The 26715-nt window shown below is 62.2% G+C and carries 25 protein-coding genes; 12 read left to right on the top strand and 13 right to left on the bottom strand.

What is annotated here, in order from left to right:
• The first annotated feature begins 47 nt into the window (after window positions 1-47).
• Genes hutI through hutU form a run of 4 tightly spaced genes read left to right on the top strand, consistent with a single transcriptional unit; the run spans window position 48 to window position 5225 of the window.
• Window positions 48-1262 (top strand): imidazolonepropionase, encoded by a 1215-nt coding sequence (hutI, locus tag SM763_RS06035; RefSeq protein WP_368997978.1) that lies wholly within the window; start codon window positions 48-50, stop codon window positions 1260-1262.
• On the top strand, window positions 1259-2782 hold the full coding sequence (gene hutH, locus SM763_RS06030; protein WP_274831665.1) for a histidine ammonia-lyase: 1524 nt from the start codon (window positions 1259-1261) through the stop codon (window positions 2780-2782). Before hutI ends, hutH begins: the two co-directional genes overlap by 4 nt.
• Window positions 2779-3561: an N-formylglutamate deformylase gene (hutG, locus tag SM763_RS06025; protein WP_368997977.1), complete on the top strand. Its 783-nt coding sequence runs from the start codon at window positions 2779-2781 to the stop codon at window positions 3559-3561. Before hutH ends, hutG begins: the two co-directional genes overlap by 4 nt.
• Window positions 3558-5225, top strand: a complete 1668-nt coding sequence (gene hutU / locus SM763_RS06020; RefSeq protein WP_368997976.1) for a urocanate hydratase — start codon at window positions 3558-3560, stop codon at window positions 5223-5225. The genes hutG and hutU overlap by 4 nt, the downstream gene beginning before the upstream one ends.
• Before the next feature lie 55 nt (window positions 5226-5280).
• Here hutU and dapD read toward each other — a convergent pair whose 3' ends face one another.
• The 3 genes from dapD to SM763_RS06005 all read right to left on the bottom strand — a co-directional run bounded on the left by dapD (window position 5281) and on the right by SM763_RS06005 (window position 7784).
• Window positions 5281-6108 carry a 2,3,4,5-tetrahydropyridine-2,6-dicarboxylate N-succinyltransferase gene (gene dapD, locus SM763_RS06015; RefSeq protein ID WP_368997975.1) on the bottom strand — a complete coding sequence of 276 codons (828 nt, stop codon included), beginning with the start codon at window positions 6106-6108 and terminating at the stop codon, window positions 5281-5283.
• Window positions 6109-6216: 108 nt separating this feature from the next.
• Window positions 6217-6816, bottom strand: coding sequence for a GntR family transcriptional regulator (locus SM763_RS06010; RefSeq protein WP_368997974.1), 600 nt, complete (start codon window positions 6814-6816; stop codon window positions 6217-6219).
• Between the two features lie 38 nt (window positions 6817-6854).
• Complete coding sequence (locus tag SM763_RS06005; protein ID WP_368997973.1) at window positions 6855-7784, bottom strand: threonine/serine dehydratase; 930 nt, start codon at window positions 7782-7784, stop codon at window positions 6855-6857.
• A 145-nt stretch (window positions 7785-7929) separates the two neighbouring features.
• On the opposite strand from SM763_RS06005, the gene SM763_RS06000 reads away from it, so the two are divergent.
• A complete protein-coding gene (locus SM763_RS06000) occupies window positions 7930-8778 on the top strand; it encodes an LOG family protein (protein WP_368997972.1) in 849 nt (282 codons plus the stop codon).
• Window positions 8779-8844: 66 nt separating this feature from the next.
• Here the strand turns inward: SM763_RS06000 and SM763_RS05995 are convergent, their stop codons facing one another.
• Window positions 8845-9063 (bottom strand): hypothetical protein, encoded by a 219-nt coding sequence (locus SM763_RS05995; protein WP_065272181.1) that lies wholly within the window; start codon window positions 9061-9063, stop codon window positions 8845-8847.
• A gap of 268 nt (window positions 9064-9331) precedes the next feature.
• Between SM763_RS05995 and SM763_RS05990 the strand changes: the two genes are divergently transcribed.
• Window positions 9332-10627, top strand: a complete 1296-nt coding sequence (locus SM763_RS05990; protein WP_368997971.1) for a type I secretion protein — start codon at window positions 9332-9334, stop codon at window positions 10625-10627.
• 71 nt (window positions 10628-10698) lie between these two features.
• Here the strand turns inward: SM763_RS05990 and rlmN are convergent, their stop codons facing one another.
• Complete coding sequence (rlmN, locus tag SM763_RS05985) at window positions 10699-11883, bottom strand: dual-specificity RNA methyltransferase RlmN (RefSeq protein ID WP_065272183.1); 1185 nt, start codon at window positions 11881-11883, stop codon at window positions 10699-10701.
• Between the two features lie 179 nt (window positions 11884-12062).
• On the bottom strand, window positions 12063-12596 hold the full coding sequence (locus SM763_RS05980; protein WP_274829412.1) for an invasion associated locus B family protein: 534 nt from the start codon (window positions 12594-12596) through the stop codon (window positions 12063-12065).
• Between the two features lie 182 nt (window positions 12597-12778).
• Between SM763_RS05980 and SM763_RS05975 the strand changes: the two genes are divergently transcribed.
• Entirely contained in the window at window positions 12779-13777 is a 999-nt protein-coding gene (locus tag SM763_RS05975; RefSeq protein ID WP_368997970.1) for an asparaginase, read from the top strand.
• Window positions 13778-13971: 194 nt separating this feature from the next.
• Here SM763_RS05975 and SM763_RS05970 read toward each other — a convergent pair whose 3' ends face one another.
• The 3 genes from SM763_RS05970 to SM763_RS05960 all read right to left on the bottom strand — a co-directional run bounded on the left by SM763_RS05970 (window position 13972) and on the right by SM763_RS05960 (window position 16789).
• On the bottom strand, window positions 13972-14694 hold the full coding sequence (locus SM763_RS05970) for a TSUP family transporter (protein WP_368998054.1): 723 nt from the start codon (window positions 14692-14694) through the stop codon (window positions 13972-13974).
• 59 nt (window positions 14695-14753) lie between these two features.
• Complete coding sequence (gene serB / locus SM763_RS05965; protein ID WP_274839661.1) at window positions 14754-15629, bottom strand: phosphoserine phosphatase SerB; 876 nt, start codon at window positions 15627-15629, stop codon at window positions 14754-14756.
• A 119-nt stretch (window positions 15630-15748) separates the two neighbouring features.
• Entirely contained in the window at window positions 15749-16789 is a 1041-nt protein-coding gene (locus tag SM763_RS05960) for an AI-2E family transporter (RefSeq protein WP_274839660.1), read from the bottom strand.
• A 259-nt stretch (window positions 16790-17048) separates the two neighbouring features.
• On the opposite strand from SM763_RS05960, the gene SM763_RS05955 reads away from it, so the two are divergent.
• Window positions 17049-18194 (top strand): phosphoserine transaminase, encoded by a 1146-nt coding sequence (locus tag SM763_RS05955; protein WP_274829416.1) that lies wholly within the window; start codon window positions 17049-17051, stop codon window positions 18192-18194.
• 142 nt (window positions 18195-18336) lie between these two features.
• Window positions 18337-19935 carry a phosphoglycerate dehydrogenase gene (serA, locus tag SM763_RS05950; protein ID WP_274867807.1) on the top strand — a complete coding sequence of 533 codons (1599 nt, stop codon included), beginning with the start codon at window positions 18337-18339 and terminating at the stop codon, window positions 19933-19935.
• An 80-nt stretch (window positions 19936-20015) separates the two neighbouring features.
• On the opposite strand, the gene SM763_RS05945 is transcribed toward serA, so the two are convergent.
• On the bottom strand, window positions 20016-20384 hold the full coding sequence (locus SM763_RS05945; protein WP_368997969.1) for a hypothetical protein: 369 nt from the start codon (window positions 20382-20384) through the stop codon (window positions 20016-20018).
• A gap of 249 nt (window positions 20385-20633) precedes the next feature.
• Between SM763_RS05945 and SM763_RS05940 the strand changes: the two genes are divergently transcribed.
• On the top strand, window positions 20634-21365 hold the full coding sequence (locus SM763_RS05940; RefSeq protein ID WP_368997968.1) for a metallophosphoesterase family protein: 732 nt from the start codon (window positions 20634-20636) through the stop codon (window positions 21363-21365).
• Window positions 21366-21633: 268 nt separating this feature from the next.
• Here SM763_RS05940 and tdh read toward each other — a convergent pair whose 3' ends face one another.
• The 3 genes from tdh to SM763_RS05925 all read right to left on the bottom strand — a co-directional run bounded on the left by tdh (window position 21634) and on the right by SM763_RS05925 (window position 24669).
• Window positions 21634-22689: an L-threonine 3-dehydrogenase gene (gene tdh, locus SM763_RS05935; RefSeq protein WP_368997967.1), complete on the bottom strand. Its 1056-nt coding sequence runs from the start codon at window positions 22687-22689 to the stop codon at window positions 21634-21636.
• Window positions 22686-23873, bottom strand: a complete 1188-nt coding sequence (locus SM763_RS05930; protein WP_274837919.1) for a glycine C-acetyltransferase — start codon at window positions 23871-23873, stop codon at window positions 22686-22688. Before SM763_RS05930 ends, tdh begins: the two co-directional genes overlap by 4 nt.
• A 229-nt stretch (window positions 23874-24102) precedes the next feature.
• Window positions 24103-24669: a helix-turn-helix domain-containing protein gene (locus tag SM763_RS05925; protein ID WP_368997966.1), complete on the bottom strand. Its 567-nt coding sequence runs from the start codon at window positions 24667-24669 to the stop codon at window positions 24103-24105.
• Between the two features lie 108 nt (window positions 24670-24777).
• Here SM763_RS05925 and SM763_RS05920 point away from each other — a divergent pair, with 108 nt between their 5' ends.
• Window positions 24778-25953: an acetyl-CoA C-acyltransferase family protein gene (locus tag SM763_RS05920; RefSeq protein ID WP_368997965.1), complete on the top strand. Its 1176-nt coding sequence runs from the start codon at window positions 24778-24780 to the stop codon at window positions 25951-25953.
• A 290-nt stretch (window positions 25954-26243) separates the two neighbouring features.
• Window positions 26244-26636 carry a hypothetical protein gene (locus tag SM763_RS05915; protein WP_274831651.1) on the top strand — a complete coding sequence of 131 codons (393 nt, stop codon included), beginning with the start codon at window positions 26244-26246 and terminating at the stop codon, window positions 26634-26636.
• Window positions 26637-26715: the final 79 nt, after the last annotated feature.

Genomic DNA, 26715 nt, shown 5'->3' with positions numbered 1-26715 from the left:
TGAATATGCTCATATCAATCCTGCATCAAGAACTTTGTGAGGGGCTGATGACTGACGCATCCCGATACGTGCTGACCGGAGGACCTGCTGCCACGCTGGTGCAGGGGGACGCGCCTTATGGGCTTATTTCCGCAGCGGCTGTCGCCATCAAGGATGGCCTGATCGACTGGATCGGAGCTGAGGCTGACCTGCCTGATACTTACGCAGACTGGGACCGGCAGGATCTCGAAGGGCGGCTGCTGACGCCCGCGTTGATCGACTGCCATACCCACCTGGTATTCGGCGGTGACCGGGCGCAGGAGTTCGAAATGCGTCTGAACGGCGCATCTTACGAAGAACTCGCCCGTGCCGGGGGCGGCATCGTCTCGACCGTTTCGGCCACTCGCGCCGCGTCAGAACAGGAACTGGTTGCGAGCGCCCTGCCGCGTCTGGATGCGCTGATCGCCGAAGGGATCACCACGGTCGAAATCAAATCCGGCTATGGGCTGGACCGCGAGGCTGAGCTGACAATGCTGCGCGCCGCCCGTCGGTTGGGGCAGATGCGCCCGGTGACAGTCATCACGACCTTTCTGGGCGCCCACGCCGTGCCGCCGGAATACACCGGCCGCGCTGGGGCCTATCTGCAGGAGGCCTGCCTGCCCACCCTGCGCGCGGCCCATGACGAAGGACTGGTCGATGCGGTGGATGGTTTCTGCGAGAACATCGCCTTTTCCCCGGCAGAGATCGAACAGGTCTTTGCCTGCGCGCAGGAACTGGGCCTGCCGGTCAAACTGCATGCCGAGCAGCTGAGCCATCAGGGCGGCACTGCGCTGGCCGCGCGTTATGGGGCGCTGTCGGTCGATCACCTTGAATATGCCAATGCGGCGGATGCTGCGGCAATGGCCGGGGCAGGCAGTGTCGCGACCATCCTGCCCGGTGCCTATTACACGATCCGGGAAACCCAGGCGCCGCCCATCGCGCTGTTTCGTGACCACGGCGTGCCGATGGCGCTGGCAACGGACTGCAATCCCGGTTCCTCGCCGATGACCTCGCTCCTGATGGCGATGAACATGGGTTGCACCCTGTTCCGCATGACCCCGGAAGAGACACTGGCCGGGGTGACCTGCCACGCGGCGCAGGCGCTGGGCCTTTCGGACCGGGGCCGCATCGCGGCGGGCCTGCGCGCCGATCTGGCAATCTGGAACGTCAGTCGCCCGGCCGAACTGTCCTATCGCATCGGTTTCAACCCGCTCCACGCACGTATTTTCGAAGGCAGACCATGATTGAGATGACCCCGGGCGCGGTGACGCTGCAAACGCTCGAAACCCTGTATCGCTCTGACACCCCGGTCCGGCTGGACCCGGCGGCGCGCCCCGCTGTCGAGGCTGCAGCCCGGATGGTGGCCGACGCCGCAGCGGGTGATGCGCCGATCTATGGCATCAACACAGGATTTGGCAAACTCGCCTCGACCCGGATCGCGCCGGAAGACACCGCCACGCTGCAACGCAATCTGATCCTCAGCCATTGCTGCGGTGTCGGCGATCCGCTGCCTGCAGACCGCACCCGCTTGATGATGGCGCTCAAACTGCTCTCGATGGGACGGGGCGCCTCCGGTGTGCGCTGGTCGGTGATCGCCCAGATCGAGGCTATGCTGGCATGCGGGGTCATTCCCGTTGTGCCCTCGCAAGGCTCTGTCGGCGCCTCGGGCGATCTGGCACCGCTAGCGCATATGGCGGCGGTGATGATCGGCGAAGGCGAGGCTACCTATGACGGGGCGCGCATGCCCGGCGCCAGGGCGCTGGAACTGGCGGGGCTGGAGCCGATCGTTCTGGGGCCAAAGGAGGGGCTGGGCCTGATCAACGGCACCCAGTTTTCCACCGCCTGCGCTCTTGCCGGATTGTTTGATGCCTGGCGTCTGGCCGAAGCCTCCATCGTGGTGGCGGCGCTGACAACGGATGCGATCATGGGGTCCACCGCGCCGCTGATCGCGGATATTCACGCGCTCAGGGGGCATGCGGGTCAGATTGACGTGGCCCGCGAGATGCGCGCCATCATGAGTGGTAGCGAGATCCGCGAAAGCCACCGTGACGGCGACAGCCGGGTGCAGGATCCCTATTGCATCCGCTGTCAGCCGCAGGTGCTGGGCGCGGCGCTGGACGTGCTGCGGATGGCTGCCGCAACGCTGGAGATCGAGGCAAACGCGGTCACCGACAACCCGCTGGTGCTGGTCGAGGCCGGAAAGATCGTGTCGGGCGGCAATTTCCACGCCGAATACGTTGGCTTCGCCGCTGATCAGATTGCCCTCGCTGTGGCGGAGATCGGTGCCATCGCGCAGCGCCGTGTGGCGCTGATGGTGGATCCGTCGCTGTCCTTTGACCTGCCGCCCTTCTTGACCCCCGATCCGGGGCTCAATTCCGGTTTCATGATTGCCGAGGTCACGACGGCGGCCCTGATGAGCGAGAACAAGCATCTGGCCAATCCTTGCGTAACCGATTCCACCCCCACCTCTGCCAATCAGGAGGATCACGTGTCGATGGCCGCCCATGGTGCACTGCGGCTGGGGCGGATGAACGCGAATCTGTCTGTGATCCTTGGCGTCGAATTGCTCTGCGCCGCCCAAGGGGTAGAGGCGCGGGCGCCGCTGGTGACCTCTGATCGGCTGACGGAAGTGCTGCAGGCGCTGCGGGCGGAGATCCCGCCGCTCGCCGAAGATCGCTACCTCGCCCCCGAGATTGAGGCCGCCAGCGCCATGATCCGCAGCGGTGACATCGCCCGGGCCGCCGGAACCGAGGTGGTGCGATGATCGAGGTTACCCGTGGCTCTGCTCCTTTGGTTCTGGGGCTGCCGCATACCGGCACCGACGTCCCGGAGGGCATCCGGGCGGGGCTGAACGAGACGGGCCGGGCACTGGCCGATACCGACTGGCATATTCACGACCTTTACGCGGGGCTGGTGGAAGAGGTCACCACCGTGCGCACCCCGGTCCATCGCTATGTCATCGACGTGAACCGCGATCCGGCGGGTGTCAGCCTCTATCCCGGGCAGAACACCACGACGCTGGTGCCGCTGACCGATTTCGACGGGCGCCCGATCTGGACACAAGGGGCGGAGCCGGACGAAACAGAGATCGCCCGCCGCCGCGACGCCTATCACGCGCCCTATCACGCCGCGCTTGGGGCAGAGTTGGAGCGGGTCAGGGCACAGCACGGCTTTGCCATTCTCTATGATTGCCATTCGATCCGGGGCGAAATTCCCTTCCTCTTTGACGGGCCGCTGCCGGATTTCAACGTGGGCACCAATATGGGCACGACCTGCGATCCGGCGATCGAGGCGCTGACCCTGGCCCATTGTGAGGCAGCAGAAGGCTACACCGCGATCCTGAACGGGCGCTTCAAAGGTGGCTGGACCACCCGCCACTATGGCCGCCCGTCCGAGGGCCTGCATGCGATCCAGATGGAACTGGCGCAGCGCTGCTATTGCCTTGAACAGGCGCCCTGGACCTATGACAACGCCCGCGCTGACCGGCTGCGGGCGCATCTGAGCCGCATTCTGACCGATCTGAAAACCTGGAGGCCGACATGAGCGATCCCCGCAAGAACAACCGCGATATCTATCCCCCCACCGGCCCTGAGATCAGCGCAAAAAGCTGGCTGACAGAGGCGCCGCTGCGGATGCTGATGAACAACCTGCATCCCGACGTCGCCGAAAACCCGCACGAGCTGGTGGTTTATGGCGGCATTGGCCGCGCCGCGCGGACCTGGAAGGACTTCGACCTGATCGTCGACAACCTGCGCGCGCTCGAAGAAGATCAGACCCTGCTGGTGCAATCGGGCAAACCCGTTGGGGTATTCCAGACCCACAAGGATGCGCCGCGCGTGTTGATCGCCAACTCGAACCTTGTGCCGCATTGGGCGAATTGGGACCATTTCAACGAACTCGATAAAAAGGGGCTGATGATGTACGGCCAGATGACCGCCGGGTCCTGGATCTACATCGGCACCCAAGGCATCGTGCAGGGCACCTATGAAACCTTTGCCGAGGCCGGCCGCCAGCACTATGGCGGCGATATGCGTGGCAAGTGGATCCTGACCGGCGGCCTTGGCGGTATGGGCGGGGCTCAGCCTTTGGCAGCGGTCTTTGCGGGCGCCTGCTGTCTGGCGGTGGAATGCAACCCCGACAGCATCGATTTTCGCCTGCGCACGAAATACCTCGACGAGAAGGCCGAGACCCTGGACGAGGCCCTGGCGATGATCGACCGCTGGACTGCCGCCGGAGAGGCAAAATCCGTTGGCCTTCTGGGCAATGCGGCCGATGTCTTTGCCGAGCTGGTCGCGCGCGGCGTCCGCCCCGATCTGGTGACCGACCAGACCTCGGCCCATGACCCGGTGAATGGTTACCTGCCGCAGGGCTGGACCATGGGCGAGTGGAAGCAGAAGCGAGAAACAGACCCTAAAGCGGTGGAAAAGGCCGCCCGTGCCTCGATGAAGGTGCAGGTGGAGGCGATGTGCCAGTTCCACGCGATGGGCATTCCCACCGTCGATTACGGTAACAACATCCGCCAGATGGCGCTGGAGGAGGGGCTGGAAAACGCCTTTGACTTCCCCGGTTTCGTGCCCGCCTATATCCGCCCGCTGTTCTGCCGGGGCATTGGTCCCTTCCGCTGGTGCGCGCTGTCGGGCGATCCCGAGGATATCCGCAAGACCGACGCCAAGATGAAAGAGCTGTTCCCCGAGAACGAGGGCCTGCATCGCTGGCTTGATATGGCAGAGGAACGGATCGCCTTTCAGGGCCTGCCTGCGCGGATCTGCTGGATCGGCCTTGGCGACCGGCATCGGGCCGGGCTGGCCTTCAACGAGATGGTCCGCAATGGCGAGTTGTCGGCGCCGGTCGTCATCGGCCGCGATCACCTCGACAGCGGCTCGGTCGCCTCGCCCAATCGCGAGACGGAGGCGATGATGGATGGATCCGACGCGGTGTCGGACTGGCCGCTGCTGAATGCGCTGCTCAATACCGCCTCGGGGGCGACCTGGGTGTCGCTGCACCATGGCGGCGGGGTTGGGATGGGCTTTTCGCAGCATTCCGGCGTGGTGATCTGCTGCGATGGCAGCGAGGATGCCGACCACCGTATCGCACGGGTGCTGTGGAACGATCCGGCCACCGGCGTCATGCGCCACGCAGATGCAGGGTATGAGATCGCCAAGGACTGCGCGCGTGAGCACCAGCTGAATCTGCCGGGTATCCTGTAACGAAAAACGCGCCCCGGAGGGGGCGCGTTTCAAACAGTGCCAGTCCAGGCCGGGATCAGTCGCGCAGCAGCTCGTTGATGCCGGTCTTGGAGCGGGTCTGCGCATCGACGCGCTTCACGATTACCGCACAGTAAAGGTTGATGCCGTTCTTCGACGGCATGGAGCCGGAGACCACAACCGAATAGGGCGGGACTTCGCCATACATCACTTCGCCGGTTTCACGGTCGACGATCTTGGTCGACTTGCCGATGTAGACGCCCATGCCCAGCACCGAACCTTCGCGCACGATGCAGCCTTCGACCACTTCGGAACGGGCGCCGATGAAGCAGTTGTCCTCGATGATGGTCGGGCCGGCCTGCATGGGTTCCAGAACGCCGCCGATGCCGACGCCGCCCGACAGGTGTACGTTCTTGCCGATCTGCGCGCAGGAGCCGACGGTGGCCCAGGTGTCGACCATGGTGCCCTCATCGACGTAGGCGCCGAGGTTCACGAAAGAGGGCATCAGGACCACGCCCGGCGCGATGAAGGCGGATTTGCGCACGACGCAGTTCGGCACCGCGCGGAAGCCCGCGGCCTTCCACTGGTTTTCACCCCAGCCCAGGAACTTGCTGTCGACCTTGTCCCACCAGCCAGAGCCCTGCGGGCCGCCGGACTGGATTTCCATGTCCTTGATGCGGAAGCCCAGCAGAACGGCTTTCTTCGCCCACTGGTTCACGTGCCAGTCGCCATTCTCCAGCTTTTCGGCCACGCGCAAGCTGCCGCTGTCGAGCGCGTTAAGCGTATCTTCGATTGCTTCGCGCTGCTCGCCGGTGGTGGTGGGTGTGATGGTGTCACGAGCCTCCCAGGCGGCTTCGATTGCGGTTTCCAGCTGTGCGTTGGACATGCGTGTATCTCCGGCAAGAATGTCGTTTCGCGCTTTCATAGCGGTATTCGGTGGGAAGGTCATGTGCGGATTGCGGTGAAACAGCGGCTTTGAGCGTCCTCAGACGATCTATCGCACCCGGCGCAGGTGGCGGCGCAGGATTTCACAGGCTGCTGCCGCATCGCGGCGCATCATGGCCTGTATGATGGCGGCGTGGTCCTTGTCGGCGCGCTGCCGCCACTGGTGCTGCCAGTTGGCAAACAGGTGCCGCGCCGCTGCGATATGCAAATCGTCGATCGAGGCCAGCAGCCGCGGCATCCCGCAGGGCGCCAGGATGATGCGGTGGAATTGCCGGTTGAGCCGTTCCCAGTTTGCCATGTCCTCGGCCTCGTCGCAGGCGATGCGTGCCGCGTCGGCGGTCTCGATGTCGGCGTCGCTGAGCCGGGGGAAGGCATGGGTCAGCGCCAGTACCTCCAGCGCCACCCGCATTTCGATCACCTCGCGGATCTCGGCCGGATCCAGCGCGCTGACGCGGGTGCCCCGGCGCGGCTCTGACCGCGCCAGCCCGTGCGCCTCAAGCCGCAACAGCGCTTCGCGCACTGGCACATGGCTGGTGTCGAATTCGCGGGCGATATGATCCTGACGCAGCTTTTCGCCCGCGGGCAATTGCCCGGTGACGATGCGCTCGCTCAGCGCGCTATAGATCCTGTCTGCGATCGTGGCGGTCATGGCCCTGCGATAGGGTGCCTTTGGCCTTGCCGCAAGCCTTAGCCCTGCGGCTGCAGCGGATCTGGGGCGATATTGCCACCACAGACCAGCACGGCCACACGTTCGCCAGGGTCAGGCTGGTAGGCGCCGGACATCAGTGCCGCCAGTGCGGTTGCGCCCGCCGGTTCGGTCAGGATGCGCCGCTCGCGCCACAGGGCATGCTGCGCGCGGGTGATGGCCTCGTCCGGAACCGTTACCGATGTGACGCCGCGCGCCTGCGCCAGATCATAGCAGATCGACCCGATGCGTTTGGCGCCAAGTGCGTTGGCGGCGACGCCTGAAACCTCAACATCGATTGGTGCCCCGGCGGCAAGGGCGGCATTGAGCGCGCAGGAGGTGTCGGGTTCGACCGCGACGATCTTCTTGGTGCCATTGAACCAGGCCAGCGCCCCGGCGATCAGCCCGCCACCGCCGACCGCTATCACCACGGTGTCGGCCTTTAGCCCCTGATCCTGCCATTCGGCGAAACAGGTGCCCTGACCCGCCACGGTGCCGAGCGCATCATAGGCATGCACCTGCATGGCGCCTGTTTCCTGTTCATAGGCCTGCGCCAGTTCCAGCGCATTGGCATAGGCACCGGGCACCACCTGAAGATCGGCGCCGGTGTCGCGGATCAGTGAAATTTTCGCGGGGCCTGCCATCTCGGGCACGTAGATGCGGGCGCGATGACCCAGTTTGCTGGCGGCATAGGCCACGGCCGCGCCGTGGTTCCCGCCCGAGGCTGCGACGATGCCTGCATCTGGAACATCACAGCTGAGCAGGGTGTTGAAGGCGCCACGCGCCTTGAAGCTGCCGGTATGCTGCATGTGTTCAAGCTTCAGCTCGATCGGCCGGTCCAGATCAAACCCTTTCGTCTGCAACACGGGGGTCACCTGCACGTGGTCCCGAATGCGCTCTGCCGCTGCTGCGATATCGCCTGTCCAATCCATATCGTCCGCCTTTTCTTGTCTTTCGGCGGGAGACTACGCCAGTTCGCTCCGGGTGCAAGGGGCGAGCGGTGTGTGCGGGCTGGCGCCGGAGGCAGGGCAACGATAGACATGGCAGCAGTTGAGCATAACATGCAGGTCTTTTCACATGAGCGACGATCGCAAAAGCCGGTTTCCCGACGCCCAATCCGACCGGAGCCGGGCCGAACATCTGCCGCATACGCCGCAGACCCGTTCCCCGTCCTATCGGCTGGCCTTTGACGACAATGAATTCATGCTGCGGGACGAGCTGCGCCCGGTGCGGTTGCAGCTGGAACTTTTGAAACCGCAGTTGCTGCTGGATGAAAAGGGGATCGAAAGCACCATCGTCATGTTCGGCGGTGCGCGCATTCCCAGCCCGCAAAACAAGGAGCAGGCCCGCACGCAGACCCTTGCGGAGCTTTCTCATTTCTACGATGAGGCGCGGGAATTTGCCCGGCTGATGACGCTGACATCCCTGGAGACTGTTGGACAGCACAATGTCATCGTGACGGGCGGCGGGCCGGGCGTGATGGAGGCAGGGAACCTCGGTTCCAGCGATGCCGGGGGGCATTCGATCGGCCTTGGCATCGTTCTGCCGCATGAGCAGGCACCGAACCTCTATGTGACGCCGGATCTCAGCTTTAACTTCCACTATTTCGCGGTGCGCAAGATGCACTTTTTGATGCGGGCCCGGGCGATCACCGTCTTTCCGGGTGGCTTTGGTACCCTGGATGAGCTGTTCGAGAGCCTCACCCTGATCCAGACCGGCCGCATGGAACGGGTGCCCTTCATTCTATTCGGGCGCGCGTTCTGGGAAAAGATCATCAACTGGGAGGCCCTGGCGGATGCCGGGACCATTTCCGAACAGGATCTTGATCTGTTCCGGTTCGTCGAAACGGCACAAGAGGCCGTGGAGATTATCGATAACTGGGAGCCTGCTCCGGCGCGCGGCGCTTTGCCGGACCGCGACATGTAATCAGGCTGCCGAGCCAAATTCGGCCGCACCGCATCCGTCACCAATGCGTGGGGGATGCGGGCGGGCTCAGAAAAACTCCGGCGGCAACACGCCAACCGCGATGCCCTGGGGCAGACGGGTCAGGATCTGTTCGCCTTCGATCGTCTTGATGCCATAGCCATAGCCACGCAGGCGAAATTGCCATTCACGGGTGCTCAGCGCCTTTTCACGCTCATCCCGGATCATGGTCAGAACGCCCGGTTCAATGGCGCCAACAGTGCGGGTTTCGATGGGTTCCTGTTGCATTGCGATTCCCTTTTCAACAGCATTGTTTTCGGAATCGAAACTGTTCTAGCCAAATGGCGAAATTGCACCCGAATATAGGAAAAAATGAGGCAGCCCATTTCGCTAAATGGCGATATTCGGACCTCAATCATTCCCGTTTAATCCCTGAAATTATTAAAAACTTATTAAAGATGCGCTGAACTGCGCGGTTTCCGCCAATCTCAAGCCGCATGGCAGCCACATTCCCTGACGAAACGTTGATGCGTGGAATTGGTGTGTGGAGATTGGGATGTCTGAGGTATCCGATTATTCGGCCCTATTATATTATCTGGACGATGACGTCTTTCGCTGGAACGGACAGACATCCGTGGGCACGCAGGTCGTTGTCACCTACAGTTTCGTCGAAACGCAGGATCTGGCGCCGGTATCGACAGATCCCTATGGCGCGAACTCCTATTGGTCCTTCAGTGAGGTGCAGCGCGGTTATTTCCGGCAGGTGACAGAAGAGTTTGAGGCCACAGCCGGGATACGGTTCGTCGAGGTGGACGGCCCGGCCATGGTCAATGTCTTCGGTTTCAACGGTGGCAGTGCGGGCGGCTGGGCCGATATCGCGCTATCTCAGGACGGTCACACCAGTCAGGGGGACCTTGCGATCGGGACCAGCGCACTCAGCCCCGGTAGCTATGGATACGAAACCATGCTGCACGAGTTGGGGCATTCGATGGGGCTGAAGCATCCGCATGACGGGGATCTGACCCTGAAAGAGAGCCTGGATAATCAGGAAAACACCGTGATGACCTACAGCTATGATGGCTACAGCGTCACGGATCTCGGAACAATGGACGCCCAGGCTCTGCAGAACATCTATGGTGACGCCAGCGCCTTTGAAGGTTGGAATGTCGGGCTCAATCGCGTGGGCAAGGTCAAGATCCGCGCGACGGGCGAGGACGATGTGATGGTCTCCACCGATCAGGCCACCGTGCTGGTGGGGCGCGGGGGAGACGACCAGCTCATCGGCCGCGAAGCAAAAGACGTGATGCGCGGCGGCGCAGGACAGGACACGCTGATCGGCGGGCTCGGCAATGACAAGCTGAATGGTGGTGGCGGCAGTGATGTACTTTATGGCGGCATCGGAGAGGAAGACTACTCGGGCGGCGAGGACGATTCCGATGTGCTCCACGGACGCGGCGGACATGACCAGATCTTCGGTGGCGGCGGTGACGATCGGTTGACCGGTGCGCGGGGCGCGGACACTCTTGAAGGTGGCAACGGAAACGACCGCTTGCTGGGAGGCGGCGGCAGCGACATTTTGAACGGTGGCGACGGAGATGACGTCCTGACCGGTGGCGGTGGCGCGGATGTCTTCGTCTTCACGGACGATGATTTCTACGATGTGAATACCATCACCGATTTCACATCCGGCGTCGATGTAATCGATGTTTCGCAGGTCGATCCCGCATACTTTGGAGAAATGAACGCGCAGCAGGATGGCGGAGACACAGTGCTCAGCTACGGTTCCTGGTTCGAGATACGGCTGGAAGGCTTTACCGGGTCTCTGACTGAAGGCGATATTCTGTACCTATAGAAATACCGTCTCGCGCGTTTCGGCAGACCGGTGTGGCGGTCTGCCTTTTCTCAGTCGGCCTATCGCGAGCCTCAGGACGATGTGCCTGTCTCGGCCTCGATCTGCTTGCGGCTCTTGCGGGCGCGTTCGGTGGCCGATTTCAGCTGACCGCAGGCCGCCAGAATATCTTCACCGCGCGGAGTGCGGATCGGTGAGGCATAGCCTGCCTGGTAGATGATATTGGCAAAGGCGTGGATGCGATTGTTCGACGACCGTTTGTAGGGCGCGCCGGGCCATTCGTTGAAAGGGATCAGGTTCACCTTGGCCGGAATGCCCTTGATCAGCTCTACCAGACGATGCGCGTCTTCGTCGCTGTCATTCACATCCTTCAGCATCACATATTCAAAGGTGATGCGTTCGGAATTGGTCAGGCGCGGATAATCGCGCAGCGCGTTCAGCAGCGCCTCGATGTTCCAGCGCTTGTTGATCGGCACCAGCTTGTTGCGCACCTCATCCGTGGTGGCGTGGAAGGACACGGCCAGCAGGCAGCCGATTTCCTCGGCGGTGCGGGCGATTTCCGGCACCACGCCCGAAGTGGACAGGGTGATCCGGCGGCGCGACAGGGAAATCCCCTCGGGGTCCATGGCGATCTTCATCGCATCGCGCACGTTCTCGAAATTATAAAGCGGCTCGCCCATGCCCATCAGAACGATGTTCGACAAAAGACGGGTTTCGTCTTTGGGCGCGCCCGGCACCGGCCATTCTTCCAGATCGTCGCGTGCCATCATAACTTGCCCGACGATTTCACCCGCTGTCAGATTGCGCACCAGCTTCTGGGTGCCGGTGTGGCAGAAGGAGCAGGTCAGGGTGCAGCCCACCTGGCTGGAAATACACAGGGTGCCGCGGCCTTCCTCGGGGATATAGACCACCTCGACCTCGTGCCCGCCGGCGATGCGCACCAGATACTTGCGGGTGCCATCGGTCGACACCTGCTTGCTGACCATCTCGGGGATGGCGATTTCGAAATGCTCGGCCAGCTGGGCGCGATAGGCCTTGGCGAGATTGGTCATCTCAGCAAAGTCGCGTTTGCCCCATTGGTAGATCCATTGCCAGATCTGCCCGACCCGCATCTTGGCCTGCTTTTCCGGCGTGCCGTGCTCGATCAGCGCCGCGCGCATCTGCTCGCGGGTGAGACCCACAAGGTTGATCTTGCCGCCCTCGGGCTGTTTGCGGGGCAGGGTCAGAACGTCTTGGGTGATCGGCGCGTTGGCGGTCATGGCAGGGCGACTCGGATTTATGGGCTGGATGCGGCTCTATATAGGAGTTTGACCAAAGATCAAAAGATTTCCTCCCCAGATACCACTGCAGAGGGGCTTGGGGTGGGGCAATAGCAAAAGCCCCGACTGCTGTCGCGGCCGGGGCAAAACGGTACTTTTATGCGAAGGGCCCGGCTTAATTACTGGGTGCAGCGCTTTTCCGCATCCTCGACTGCGGCAGTAAACCCAAGCAAGGAGAACCGGTCCTTGGTTTGGGTGCCGCGAGCCGAACGGGCGGTCAGCACCGCGTCTGATCCCCGTTTCATCGCGGTGATGATTTTAGCATCATCCGCTGGGGTCGCGGGCCAGGCCCATTCACCTTCGGTGAAGAGTTCGAATTCGGAATCCCCGATCACCATGTTGACGGTCGATCCGGGCGCGAAGGGGTATCCACCGGTAAAGCTGACCTGACCTTTGTCACTGTCATCCGGGCGATAGAGCACGAACAGCTGAATGTCGCTGCGGCGCACGGCGACAACCCGACCATCACGCGTATTGACGGTTTCCTTGGGGGCGGAAACGCCCCAGCATTCGGTTGGGTTTTCGCCCTGAAAAACGCTCCAATCCACGTTGGCGCCAACGCGGTTATCCGTTTTTGCTTGCTGTGCGTTCGCGCTGGTGGCCAATGCGGCCACACACAGGCCCGCGGCCAAGCGGGCGAGTTTCGATGCCATTTGTCCCGACTCCAAGACTGTCATAACCTCAATTTCAGGGAAATCGTACCGGGGCTGGCAGCGTTGTGACCGCCGTCTTTGCCCGTTTCCCCTGCTTGCCTTACTGAAGCACACTAACGTAACAATCACCACGAGCGAAAGTGCGTTTTGGCAGGATTTCGCCAAGAAGCGAGGCAGATATCATGAATAAACCCGTACCTATGGCCGAGATCTGGCGTGGCTCCCTTTTGGAAAGCCTGCATCTGGGGCATGCGGTCATCTGTGACGCCAGCGGCCAGATCGTGCGCAGCTGGGGTGACCCGGAGGCGGTGATCTATCCGCGCAGCTCGGCCAAGATGATCCAGGCGCTGCCGTTGATGACCTCTGGCGCCGCCGCGAAATACGGGCTGACATCCGAGCAGCTGGCGCTGTCCTGTGCCTCGCACAATGGCGCCCATATCCACACCGACCGGGTCAATGCCTGGCTCGGTCAGCTGGGGCTGGCGGATAGTGATTTCCGCTGCGGCCCGCAGGAACCGGCCGACATCCCGGCGCGCAATGAGCTGATCAAGACCGATCAAAGCCCCTGCCAGGTGCACAACAACTGCTCGGGCAAACACGCGGGCTTCCTGACCCTGAACCAGCATCTTGGCGGTGGGGCGGATTATGTCGAGATCGATCACCCGGTGCAGCAGGCCTGCCTGTCTGCCTTTGAAGAGGTCACCGGACTGGAGAGCCCCGGATATGGTATCGATGGCTGCTCGGCGCCGAATTTTGCCACCACCGTGCACGGTTTGGCGCGGGCGATGGGCTGGTTTGCCTCGGCGCACACACGGTCCGACCGGGCCTCTGAAGGGGCGGCGCAGCTGGTGGCGGCGATGGCGAAACACCCCGAGCTGGTCGCCGGGGAAACCCGCGCCTGCACCAACCTGATGCGCGCCATGGGCGGCCGGGTGGCGATCAAGACCGGGGCAGAGGCGGTGTTCGTCGCCATCCTGCCCGAGCAGCAGCTGGGCGTTGCGCTGAAGATCACCGATGGCGCAACCCGGGCCAGCGAATGCGCCATTGCGGCCATTCTTGTAGGGCTTGGCGTTCTGGAGGCGGATCACCCGGAAACCCGCAAATATCTGAATGCGCCGCTTCTGAACCGGCGCAATATCGATTGCGGCGCCATCCGTCCCGCTGCCGCACTGGCATTCTGAATCGCAAGGGCGGGCTCCCGCCCGTCGGTCAGCTTTTGAAAAGCCGCCCTCCCGTTGGGCGTGGCGCCGCGCGATGCGCGGCGCTGGGCCCAAGGCCGTCATGGGGTGACGGCCCCAGGGCCGTTGCACCTGCGGGCGCGGGAGAGGCCCGGACGCTATATGGCGCGCCTTCTCGTCGGCCCGGGGTTCTGGCTTTAGAGCATTTCGAAGATCAGTTTCATCGCCAGCGCCACCGAAGTCAGAACCAGCAGCGGTTTGATCAACCGAGCGCCAATCTTCTGCGCCAGCCCGGCGCCCAGCCGCGCCCCTGCGATCTGCGCAAGACCCATGGCCAGTCCGGTCATCCACCAGGGCGTCGCAACAAAGGCAAAGGCGACCAGCGCCCCGGCGTTCGAGGAGAGGTTCAGCAGCTTGGTATGGGCCGTTGCCTTGAGAATGCCGTAGCCCGCCAGCGACACGAAGGCGAGCATGTAGAAACTGCCCGCACCCGGTCCCAGCAGCCCATCGTAGGCTGCGCAGAGCGGCACCATGGTACCTGCGAACAAGGCAGGTGACAGGCGGCGCGCGCGGTCGAGATCGCCAAGCCCCTTCTTGGTGGCAAAGAAGACCGCGATTCCGATCAGCAGCAGTGGCAGGATCATCCGGATCCACTCTGTCGGCAGAACCGAGACCAGAAGTGCCCCGGCGATCGCTGCGACAAAGGCGATCAGTGCTGATCCCCCCTGCCGACGCAGGTCCACATGGCCGCCGCGGGCATAGGACAGGGCGGCGGTGGCGGCGCCGAACAGGCCCTGAATTTTGTTGGTGGCCAGGGCTGTGACCGGGGTGGCTCCCGCGATCAGCAGCACGGGAACCGTGATCAGTCCGCCGCCCCCGGCGACGGCATCGATGAACCCGGCAAGAAACCCGGCTGTCATCAACAGCAGAAGGGTTTCGATCCCGACCTCAAAGCCGGGCAATAGGTCGAGCACGTCTATCAGGCCTGGAAATCGCTGCGGGCATAGCCCTGCACATAAAGCAGCGCAGTGAGATCCCCGTGATTGATCCGGATATCACATTCCGCCGCCACCGACGGCTTGGCGTGCAGCGCAACGCCTGCGCCCGCACGGCTGAGCATGCCAAGATCATTAGCACCATCCCCGACGGCGATCACCTCCGCCTCAGTCAGACCCAGCCGGGCGGTGATCTCTTCCAGCGCGTTGACCTTGGCCTCGCGTCCCAGGATCGGGCGGGCCACATCCCCGGTCAGTGTGCCCTCTGCCGTCAGCAAGGTATTGGCGCGGTTTTCGTCAAAGCCCAGCTGGCCCGCGACCCGCGCGGTAAAGGCGGTGAACCCGCCCGAGACCAGCGCCGTATAGGCGCCGTTTGCCTTCATCGTGGCGACGAGCTCTGCCCCGCCCGGCATCAGGGTGATACGGGTGTTCAGAACCTCGGTGATCATGCCCTCGGGCAGGCCCTTCAGCAGGCCGACCCGTTCGGTCAGGGCGCCTTCGAAATCAAGCTCGCCGTTCATCGCGCGGGCGGTGATATCCTTTACCCGTTCCCCGACGCCAGCAACCTCTGCCAGCTCGTCAATGCATTCCTGCTGGATCATGGTGGAATCCATATCCGCCAGCAGCATGCGTTTGCGACGTCCCTCGGTCGGCTGGATGACCAGATCAACGGCCATGTTCTGCAGGTCCTGCCAGACGTCCCATTGGTTATCCGGCAGTGTCTCCAGCACAAACTCGGCGGCCGCGTCGGGGGCCAGCCACAGGGCCTCGCCGCCGCCCCAGGCATTGCGCAGGGACTCGACCAGGGTCGCCTCAAGGCAGGGCGCCGCAGGATTGCAAAGCAGGGTGACGGTATACATGGGCAGGCTCCGGAGCGGGGGAGAGACAGGAACAGTGTGAATTGCGGCCTGTCATAGCGAGGCGGGATCGCCGGGGCCAGCCCCTGCGGCCAATCGCGCATGTGTGCCCGCGCCAGTGGTTAGACCTTGCCGTTTTGGGACATCAGCACCGCCAGCCAGCGGGTGGTGGGGATTTCGGCCAGGATGATCATCACCATCGCGGTTAGTGGTACCGCAAGAATGGCGCCGGTCATGCCCCAAAGCTCGGTCCACAGCGCCAGCGCCAGAAGAACCGAGAACGGGCTGAGGTTGACCGAATGCCCAAGGTATTTCGGCTCAACGTAGTAACCGATGATCATCTGCGGCGTCATCAGCGTCACCAGCGCCAGCGCCGCGTGGCCGAAGGAGCCGAACTGGATCAGGCTGATGGTGACCGGAAAGAACACCGCGATGATCGAGCCGATATAGGGAATGTAATTGAGCAGCCCGATCAGGATCGCCCAGAAGGCCGGGTGGGCAATCCCCAGCATTAGAAGGATCGCATAGGACACCAGCCCCAGAATGACGTTCACCAGCGTCTTTGCTGCCAGATACCCGCCGATCTTGTCGTTGATCTTGCGGGCCAGCTCCAGTGTGCGCTCGGCATCTTCCGGCTCGCGCATCGCCATCAGGGTCTTTTCCGGCAGCCGGTCCAGTTCCGTCAGGATGAACACGGCGTATAGCGCGGCGCTGACGATCAGGGTGCCGCCGTTGCTGATGGTGGCAAGCATCGCGGGCATCAGCGTGGTGGCGTCGATCAGGTCCAGCAGGCTTTCGCCCAGATTGGCCCAGCTGGGCACCTCGTCGACGCCGAGATAGGTCAGGAAATCGTGCTGCAGCTTATCGAGATTGGCGGCGTATTGCGGCAGGGCGGCAGAGATCGCCGTGGCGCTGGCCGTAATGAAGGAGGCCAGCACCATGAAGGCGGCAAGGATGGCCAGCAGCACCAGCAGCCGCCGCGCAGTACGGGGCAGGCGGCTGAAACCCGGCACATCGGCCAGAACCTCGGCGGCGGTGGTCAGGATGTAGACGGCGATCACGGCCACGAGGATCGGCAACAGCACGGCCTGACCGGCGGTCAGCAGCCAGCCCACCATCAGCAGCAGCGCAAAGGAATAGGTCACCAGCGCCAGTTTGCTCATCCGCGAAATCCGATTCGAAACACCATGGAGACAGACAACAGCATCCCATACCTCGCCGCAATGACAGAGCCTGTACGGGGCGGATCGGGTGCCGATCCGGGGTGGAAAGTTTCCGAAAGGCGTCAGGAAGGGTCGCAATTGCGCGCCAGATCGCCGCAATCTGTCGTTTTGCGTATTGCGCGGCCGCGCGGCAGGCCTTAGCTCCGTCCGTGGGACACCCCTCCCCAACGAGGGGCATTTATCTGGAAGGATAGCATCAATGGCTAACCAGCAACCGGCTACGCGGCCGGCCAATCCGCGTTTTTCCTCTGGCCCCTGTGCCAAACCCCCCACATTCGATCTGACCAAACTCGCAGATGCGCCTCTGGGCCGCTCGCACCGTGCCGCTGTCGGCAAGGACAAGCTGAAGGCCGCCATCGAAGGCACCCGCGAAGTTCTGGGGATCCCCGCTGACTACAAGATCGGCATCGTGCCCGCCTCGGACACCGGTGCCATGGAAATGGCCATGTGGAGCCTTCTGGGCGCCCGCGGCGTCGAGATGCTCGCTTGGGAGAGCTTCGGCTCCGGCTGGATCACCGATGTGGTCAAGCAGCTGAAACTGGATGCCGTCGCCAAGACCGCAGATTACGGCGAGATCGTCGATCTGGCCTCGGTCGATTTTGCCAATGACGTCGTCTTTACCTGGAACGGCACCACCTCGGGTGTTCGCGTCCCGAATGGCGACTGGATCCCGGCGGATCGCGAAGGTCTGACCCTTTGCGATGCCACCTCGGCGGCCTTTGCGCAGGACCTGCCTTGGGACAAGCTGGATGTGACCACCTTCTCTTGGCAAAAGGTGCTGGGCGGCGAAGCGGCCCACGGCATGCTGATCCTCTCCCCGCGCGCGGTTGAGCGCCTGGAAAGCTACACGCCCGCATGGCCGCTGCCGAAAATCTTCCGCCTGACCAAGGGCGGCAAGCTGATCGACGGTATCTTCTCCGGGGCGACCATCAACACGCCCTCTATGCTGGCGGTCGAAGACTACCTCTTCGCGCTGGACTGGGCGCGTTCGGTTGGCGGTCTTGAAGGGCTGCAGAACCGCGCCAATGCCAACACCAAGGCGGTTGCCGATTTCGTCGAACTGCACGACTGGATCGATTTCCTGGCCAAGGATCCGGCGACCCTGTCGAACACCTCGGTCTGCCTGAAGTTCACCGATGACCGCATCAAGGACGGCGCCGCCTTTGCCAAGGCCGTGGCCAAACGTCTGGAAGCGGAAAACATCGCGCTGGACATCGGCGCCTATCGTGACGCGCCTGCCGGCCTGCGGATCTGGTGCGGTGGCACGGTCGAAACCTCGGATATCGAGGCCATGCTGCCCTGGCTCGAATGGGCCTTTGAGGCCGAGATCGCCGCGCAAGGCTGATCAAGTGACTGCGCCCGGCGGCACCGCCGGGCAGCGCCCGACCCTCCCCCAGGAGGGCGCTTTGCACCCACTAGGGTCGGACGCTTCCCTCGTTCAAAATTGACGGCCTTTCCACAGGCCCCCGCACAAAGGACCACCAGACATGGCCCCCAAAGTACTCATTTCCGACAAACTCTCCGAAGCCGCCGTTCAGATCTTCCGTGATCGCGGCATCGAGGTCGACTTCCAGCCCGACCTGGGCAAGGACAAGGACAAGCTGGCCGAGGTGATCGGCAACTACGATGGTCTTGCCATCCGCTCGGCCACCAAGGTCACCGAGAAGATCCTCGAGAACGCCACCAACCTCAAGGTGATCGGCCGCGCCGGTATCGGCACCGACAACATCGACAAGGAAGCCGCGTCGAAAAAAGGCGTGATCGTGATGAACACGCCCTTTGGCAACATGATCACCACCGCCGAACACGCCATCGCGATGATGTTCGCCGTTGCTCGCCAGATCCCCGAAGCCTCCGCCTCTACCCACGCGGGCAAATGGGAAAAATCCAAGTTCATGGGTGTCGAACTCACCGGCAAGACCCTGGGCGTCATCGGTGCGGGCAACATCGGCGGCATCGTCTGTGACCGTGCCCGTGGCCTGAAGATGAAAGTCGTCGCCTATGATCCCTTCCTCGGTCAGGAGAAGGCCGACAAGATGGGCGTCGAAAAGGTCGAGCTGGACGAACTGCTGTCCCGCGCCGACTTCATCACCCTGCACGTGCCGCTGACCGATCAGACCAAGAACATCCTGTCGGCTGAAAACCTCGCCAAGACCAAGAAGGGCGTGCGCATCATCAACTGTGCCCGTGGTGGCCTGGTCGATGAAGAGGCGCTGGCGGAAGCACTGAAATCCGGTCACGTTGCCGGTGCGGCCTTCGACGTCTTCTCGGAAGAGCCGGCCAAGGAAAACGTGCTGTTTGGCCTGCCCAATGTGGTCTGCACCCCGCACCTGGGCGCCGCCACCACCGAAGCGCAGGAAAACGTCGCCCTGCAGGTGGCCGAGCAGATGGCCAACTACCTGCTGACCGGCGCCGTAGAGAACGCGCTCAACATGCCTTCGGTCACGGCGGAAGAAGCCAAGGTCATGGGCCCCTGGATCAAGCTGTCCGAGCATCTGGGTGCCTTCATCGGCCAGATGACCGATGACGAGCCGATCAAGGCGATCAACATCCTCTATGATGGCTGCGCGTCCGAGATGAACCTTGAGGCGCTGAACTGCTCGCTGATTGCCGGGATCATGAAGTCGATCAACCCGGATGTGAACATGGTCTCGGCCCCGATGATCGCCAAGGAACGCGGCATCAAGGTGTCGACCACCAACCAGGAACAGTCCGGTGCCTTTGAAGGCTACGTGAAGGTGACCGTGGCGACCCCGACGCGTGAACGCTCCATCGCGGGCACCGTGTTCTCGGATGGCAAGCCGCGCTTCATCCAGATCAAGGGCATCAACATCGACGCCGAAGTGGGTGAGCACATGCTCTACACCACCAACAACGACGTGCCGGGCATCATCGGTACCCTGGGTAAGACCATGGGCGATCACGGCGTCAACATCGCGAACTTTACCCTGGGCCGCGCTGTGGCTGGCGGTGAAGCGATCGCGCTCTTGTATGTCGATGGTGTGGTCCCGGCCGAGGCCCGCGCCAAACTGGCCGAAACCGGCCTGTTCAACCAGATCAAGCCGCTGCAGTTCGACGTCAAGTAAACTGCCGCAGGCCACGAAATCGGAAAAGCCGCCCCATGATCCGGGGCGGCTTTTTCATGTGCCTCTGCGCCGCGCGCCGCTTATTTCCGGATCGTCCGCAGCACGACCACGAAAAACACCAGCATCCCAGCCAGCGTCAGTACCGAACCAAGCTTGGCCAGCATTTCATTGTGACTGGCAATGGCCATGGCAATGCCCGGCACGATCAGGCCCAGCCCGGCGGCAGACAGCGCAAAATGCAGCTTTGGCAGCAGCCCCTGATCCGCGGCTGGCACCAGATGATAGTAAAAGCCGAAGATCGCAAAGCTGACCCAGCCGATCAGGTTGAGATGCCCATGCGCCGGCGACAGGACGTGATCGCCCGTCGCGGCCATCTGGATGCCCCAGACCATACCCCCAAGCGCCGCGCTGACCGCGACAATGAAAAATGCGGATGAAATACCTTTCATCTGATCGTCCCCCTTGAACTCACCAAAAACGCCTGCCGTATCATCCCATGCCCGCCTTGAATGGCGGATCGGTTGCGGCAGGTGGCGACAACTGTGACCGGTTTCCGGTTTTCGATCCACTTATTTCCCGCGCTGCGCCACCGGGCAGGGGGCGTCATTCGCGGCTAACCTTCGGCGTCCTACAGGCTGCCCCTTGTGATAGGGCGGTGCATCGGCCATCTATTCCGTATCGCAGCCAAGGAGATGCCCATGCCCGCGCCGATCTACGCCATAGGAGACATTCACGGACAGCGCGAGATGCTGGAAGAGGCGCTGGAGCGGATCGTGGCGGATGGCGGCCCGGAGGCTCAGGTGGTGTTTCTTGGCGATTACGTTGATCGTGGGCCGGATTGCCGGGGTGTCCTGGATCTGCTGATCGAAGGGCAGGCGGCGGGCAAGAACTGGACCTGCCTGATGGGCAACCACGACCGCATGTTCTCGATGTTCATGGAGGACTATCCGCGTAACGATGCCCGACTGCTGGTCGGCTATCACTGGCTGCACGAGAAGATCGGCGGGGTGCAGACGTTGGCCTCTTACGGGGTCGATGTTCCGGAACGGGCGCGTATCCACGAGGTGCACGAAGAAGCGCGCGCCGCCGTGCCGGAGCGCCACCGGGATTTTCTGGCGGCCCTGCCCAGCCACCATGAACAGGGAGAGCTGCTGTTCGTCCATGCGGGCATCCGTCCCGGCGTGCCGCTGCAGGCGCAGACCGAGGATGACAAGATCTGGATCCGGCATGAATTCCTCGACGACACCCGCCCACACCCCTGGCTGGTGGTGCATGGCCACACCCATGTCCCAAGCGCTGAGCATCGCGGCAACCGTGTCAATCTGGACAGCGGCGCAGGCTTTGGCCGCCCGCTGAGTGCTGCCGTCTTCGAAGGAAAGGACTGCTGGCTGCTGAGCGATCAGGGGCGCAAAAGCATAGGCTCCGCCTAACCAAAAGAACCGCGTTTTTTACGCAGAATCCCAGCGCTTTTCGTCGCAAATCACAGAGAAGTGTGCTAATAGTGAACTGTGGCTGGACGCTGCTTTACGAGTTTTATTCTGTTTTTCTTCTCGGTTCTGGGATGACATGTTTTAGCGCCAGTCACGCCAATTTATCGCGCTTGACCAGATTGCAAACCGCCCCTTAATAGGACGGTTTTTTGTTGTTTTATTGGGTATTGCGCATGATTTTGGGCGTTGTTCTCTCCGCGCCGTTTGGTCAGGTCCAGTCTAGAATCACCTTGCCGCACCGACCGGATTTCATGGTGGAAAAGCCATCTTTGAACGAATCTATTCCGAATCGGTTTGTGATGATTTCCGAGATATCGAGGCCGTTCTGCAGCATGGCGATCATCTTGTACCATGTCTCGAAAATCTCGCGCCCGTAGACCCCTTTCAGGGTGATCGCCTTGAAGACGATGCGGCTCCAGTCGACCGGGGATTTTCCGGGCGGAATGCCAAGAAGCGCGATCTTGCCGCCCATCACCAGTGCTTCGATCATCTGATCAAGCGCGGATTGGTTTCCTGACATCTCAAGCCCGACATCAAAGCCCTGGGTCATGCCCAGTTCCGCGATGACGTCTTGCAAGTCTTCCTGAGCCACGTTCACGGCACGGACATCCGCGACCTTTGCGGCAAGGGCCAGCCGCGCCGGGTTCACATCGGTGATCGCCACATGGCGCGCACCAACGTGGCGGGCAACCGCTGCGGCCATGATGCCGATGGGTCCGGCGCCGGTGATCAGCACGTCCTCCCCCACCAGATCAAAGCTGAGCGCGGTGTGAACCGCATTGCCCAGAGGGTCCAGAATCGCGCCGATGTCATCCGGGATTTCATCCGGCAAAGGCACCACATTGAAGGCGGGCAATCGCAGATACTCGGCAAAGGCACCCTGTTCGTTGACGCCGATGCCGCGGGTTTCGGGATCCAGATGGAACTTGCCAGCCCGCCACTGGCGCGAGTGATGGCCGATCAGATGCCCTTCGCCCGAGCAGCGTTGACCAATCTTCAGATCCGTCACGTTGCGTCCCAGCTCGACGATCACCCCGGCGAATTCGTGCCCGGTGATCAGCGGGACGGGCACAGTGCGTTGCGCCCAGTCGTCCCAGTTCCAGATATGCAGATCGGTGCCGCAGATACCGGTCTTGTTGATCTTGATCAGCACATCATCCGCGCCGATCTCGGGCACCGGGGCCTCGACCATCCAGAGGCCCTCTTCGGGTCTGGATTTTTCCAGGGCCTTCATGGTGTTCGGTATCCTGTCAGGCCGTGTCATGAGATCACTCCCAGCGATTTGCCCACCTTGCCAAAGGCGGCAAGGGCGCGGGTCAGTTCTTCTTGCGTCAGGGCCGCGTTCATCTGGGTGCGGATACGCGCCTGGCCGCGCGGCACCACCGGGAAGAAGAAGCCAGAGACATAGACGCCTTCGTCAAAAAGCTGCGCCGCCATGTCCTGCGCCAGCTGCGCCTCGCCCAGCATCACCGGGACAATGGGATGCTCGCCGGGCAATAGATCAAAGCCTAGGCTTTCCAGCCCCGCGCGCCAGAACCGGGTGTTCTCGAACAGGCGTGTGCGCAGATCCGCGCCCTGTTCGACAAGGTTCAGCGCCTCGATCCCGGCAGCAACGATGGAGGGCGGCAGCGAATTGGAGAACAGATAGGGCCGCGCCCGCTGCCGCAGCAGGTCGATCACTGGCTGCGGCCCGGCGATATAACCGCCGATGGCCCCCCCAAGTGCTTTGCCCAAAGTTCCCGTCAGAATGTCCACATCGACACCGAAATGATCCGGCGTCCCGGCGCCATGCGGCCCCATGAACCCCGTGGCGTGGCAATCGTCCACCATCACCACGGCGTCGTATTTGTCCGCGAGCGCGCGGATCTCAGGCAGTTTGGCCAGGTAGCCATCCATCGAAAAGACGCCATCGGTGGCGATCATGATATGGCGTGCGCCATCCTCGCGGGCCTGTTTCAGCCAGGCCTCCAGATCATTCATGTCACTGTTGAGGTAGCGATAGCGTTTCGCTTTGCACAGGCGCACCCCGTCGATAATCGAGGCATGGTTGAGGCTGTCCGAGATGATGGCATCCTCGGGGCCGAGCAGAGGTTCGAACAGCCCGCCATTTGCATCAAAACAGGCGGCAAAGAGGATGGCGTCATCCTTGTTCAGGAACTTTGCCAGCTTCTGCTCCAGCTCGCGGTGGATGTCCTGGGTGCCGCAGATAAACCGGACCGAGGCCATACCGAACCCCTTGTCATCCATGACATTGCAGGCGGCGGAGATCAGATCGGGGTGATCCGCCAGTCCCAGATAGTTGTTGGCGCAGAGGTTGATGACCTCGCGGTCGCCCACCGTGATTTCGCCCCCCTGCGGGGAGGTAATCATTCGTTCCCGCTTGGTCAGACCTTCGGCTTCGATCGCGTCCAGGGTCTTGGCGATATCGGTCAAAAAGGCGTTGGACATGGGGAATCTCCTTCTACGTCGGAAGTGTGTCTATCATAACGGATTTGATTCCCAAATAGGGGAAATTCTTAATGGCGGAAAAATATCCGTGAAGATGGAATTTTGGAGTGAGATGGTATTGGAATCTAATGACCGGATGGCATCAATGTGCTCAGCGCCCGCCCGGGGGCGGGCAGGGGCGTGCCTGCCGCATGCGCGACAGGCCAACAGGATCGGTTCCGGATCGGGTTCAGCCGTTCTTGACGATCAGAAAGACCCGCGCAGCGTTATCTGGTGCGGTGATGTTGTGGGGTATATCGGCGGCATAGCGCGCGGTATCCCCTGTGTGCAGGCGCATATGGGCGCTGCCAGATGTGACAGCGATGTCGCCCTCCAGCACCGTCAGATGCTCGGCTGTGCCGCGCCCGTGCGGCTGGCTGTCCAGCGCGCCGCCGGTTTCGAACAGGATGTCGTAGACCTCGTGCCCGCCTGCGTCCTCGGGCGGGGAGAGGATGCGGATCCGGCAGCCTTGCCCCATATTGTCGATGGTGGGCACATCACCGTCGCGCAGCACCTCGATCCGGTCCGCCTTGTCAGCGGCGTCCAGCAGCCCGGCAAAATCCACCTGCAGCGCCCGCGTCAGGTTCCATAAGGTGGCAATCGTGGGGCTGGATTCACCGCGCTCAATCTGGCTGACCATGGAGCGCGAGACGCCCGACAGGTTCGCCACGGCTTCCAGGCTTAGGCCCTTGGCGCGGCGGGCCTCTTTCAGGCGCGATGGCAGTAATGTCAGGATATCGTCTGTGTTTTCCGGCATAACGGAACCGTGCGGTTTGCGTCTTGATTTGTCAATGACGGTACGTTTGACAAGACAGCGGATGCTGCATCTGCATAATGCGCGCAACTGACTCGTGAGGAGAGAAAAATGACCGATATCGTGATCCTGGACGGCGCCCGCACCGCCATCGGCACCTTTGGCGGTGCGCTGGCCAATACCGCGCCCATCGATCTGGCGACCGTGGCCTCTAAGGCGGCGATGGAGCGGTCCGGCGTGGCGCCGGAACAGATCGGCCACGTGGTCTTTGGCCATGTGATCAACACCGAACCGCGCGATATGTATCTGTCCCGCGTGGCGGCGATGCAGGCAGGCGTGCCCAATGGCACGCCCGCGATGAACGTGAACCGGCTGTGTGGCTCGGGTGCGCAGGCGATCGTGTCCGGCATCCAGTCGCTGATGCTGGGTGACGCGGATTACGCGCTGACCGGCGGCGCCGAGAATATGTCGCGCAGCCCCTTCATCATGCAACAGCAGCGCTGGGGCGCAAAAATGGGTGATGTGAAATCGCTCGACATGATGCTGGGCGCGCTGAACTGCCCCTTTGGCACGGGCCACATGGGTGTGACGGCCGAAAACGTCGCGGATGAGCACGACATCACCCGTGAGCAGATGGATGAATTCTCGCTCGCCAGCCAGACCCGCGCGGCAGCGGCGATTGAGGCCGGGTATTTCGCCAGCCAGATCACGCCGGTCGAGGTGAAAGTGAAGCGCGACATGGTGCCGTTTGAGGTGGATGAGCACCCTAAGGCCACCTCGCTGGAGGCGCTGGCGGGGCTGCGCCCGGTGTTCCAGAAGGACGGTCGCGTGACGGCAGGCAACGCCTCGGGCATCAACGATGGCGCGGCGGCGATTGTCATGGCGCGGGCCGAAGCGGCTGAAAAGGCGGGCCTCACGCCCAAGGCGCGGGTGGTTGGATACGCCCACGCCGGCGTGCGGCCCGAGGTGATGGGCATCGGTCCGGTCCCTGCGGTGCAGAACCTCTTGAAGAAAACCGGCCTAAAGGCCAGCGATTTCGATGTTGTGGAATCGAACGAGGCCTTTGCTGCACAGGCGCTGGCGGTGAACAAGGAGCTGGGTCTGGATCCCGCCAAGGTGAACCCTAACGGCGGCGCCATCGCGCTGGGCCACCCGGTGGGCGCAACCGGCGCGATCATCACCATCAAGACGCTTTATGAGCTGGAGCGCACCGGCGGCAAGCTGGGCCTCATCACCATGTGCATCGGCGGCGGTCAAGGCATTGCCCTGGCGATTGAACGCCTCTGATCCACCACAGACAGCGCGCGTGGCACTCCCGCGCGTGCTCGGGATCTGGCGGCTATGCCGCCGCACACCTTGCGCCCTTGGGCCCGGCTCGACGCCTTTGGCGTCGAGCCGGGCCCAAGGGGATGCAGACCTCCGAAAAGAGGGCAAATCCGCGCGGGAGAGCCTGTTTTAGTTTCGAGGGAGTGGCCCCAAATCATGCTGGTCCGGTTTGAACCTATACCCACAGTAAAAACATCGCTGCATTGAATTGTCTCTGGGGTATGTTCTCAGCCCAATTAGGGAATTCCGTTTTGAAATTCTTGCTTTACATCGTCCCTACGTTCTTAGCCTCGATGCTTCTATTTTTGGTGTTTGGCTGGTTAGGTCTCTGTGGGATGAGCGATTGCCTGCGTTCGGGACAAGGCCGTTTGACCGATGTAGTATTAGGTTCATCTTTAATCGCGGTAGCCTTTGTTCCGCTCACGATAACTTCATCTATTCTTTATCAAAGTCTCCGACGAAAGCCTCTTGGTAGATGGACGGCGATAATTGGCTGGATCGTAATTTTAGCAATCGGTGCTCTAGGGATATTTCAGGTAGCCGTTGATCCCGGTGATGCGTTGTGGGCAGGCTTCCCGATGATAGTTTTCGCTGGTTTCCTTGCCATGTCGATTTTGAATTTCCCAGCCCCTGAAACCAATTGAAGTTACAAAAGTAGCCGACCGATGCCCGTGGTTTGAACGGCAGCTTCGTCCCGCAAAGGGGACCAATGCGGTTTGCGGC

Origin of the sequence: Pseudophaeobacter sp. C1-32P7, assembly GCF_041008775.1 — a bacterium.
Classification (GTDB): domain Bacteria; phylum Pseudomonadota; class Alphaproteobacteria; order Rhodobacterales; family Rhodobacteraceae; genus Phycobacter; species Phycobacter gallaeciensis_A.
This window is presented reverse-complemented; position numbering and strand designations above follow the sequence as displayed.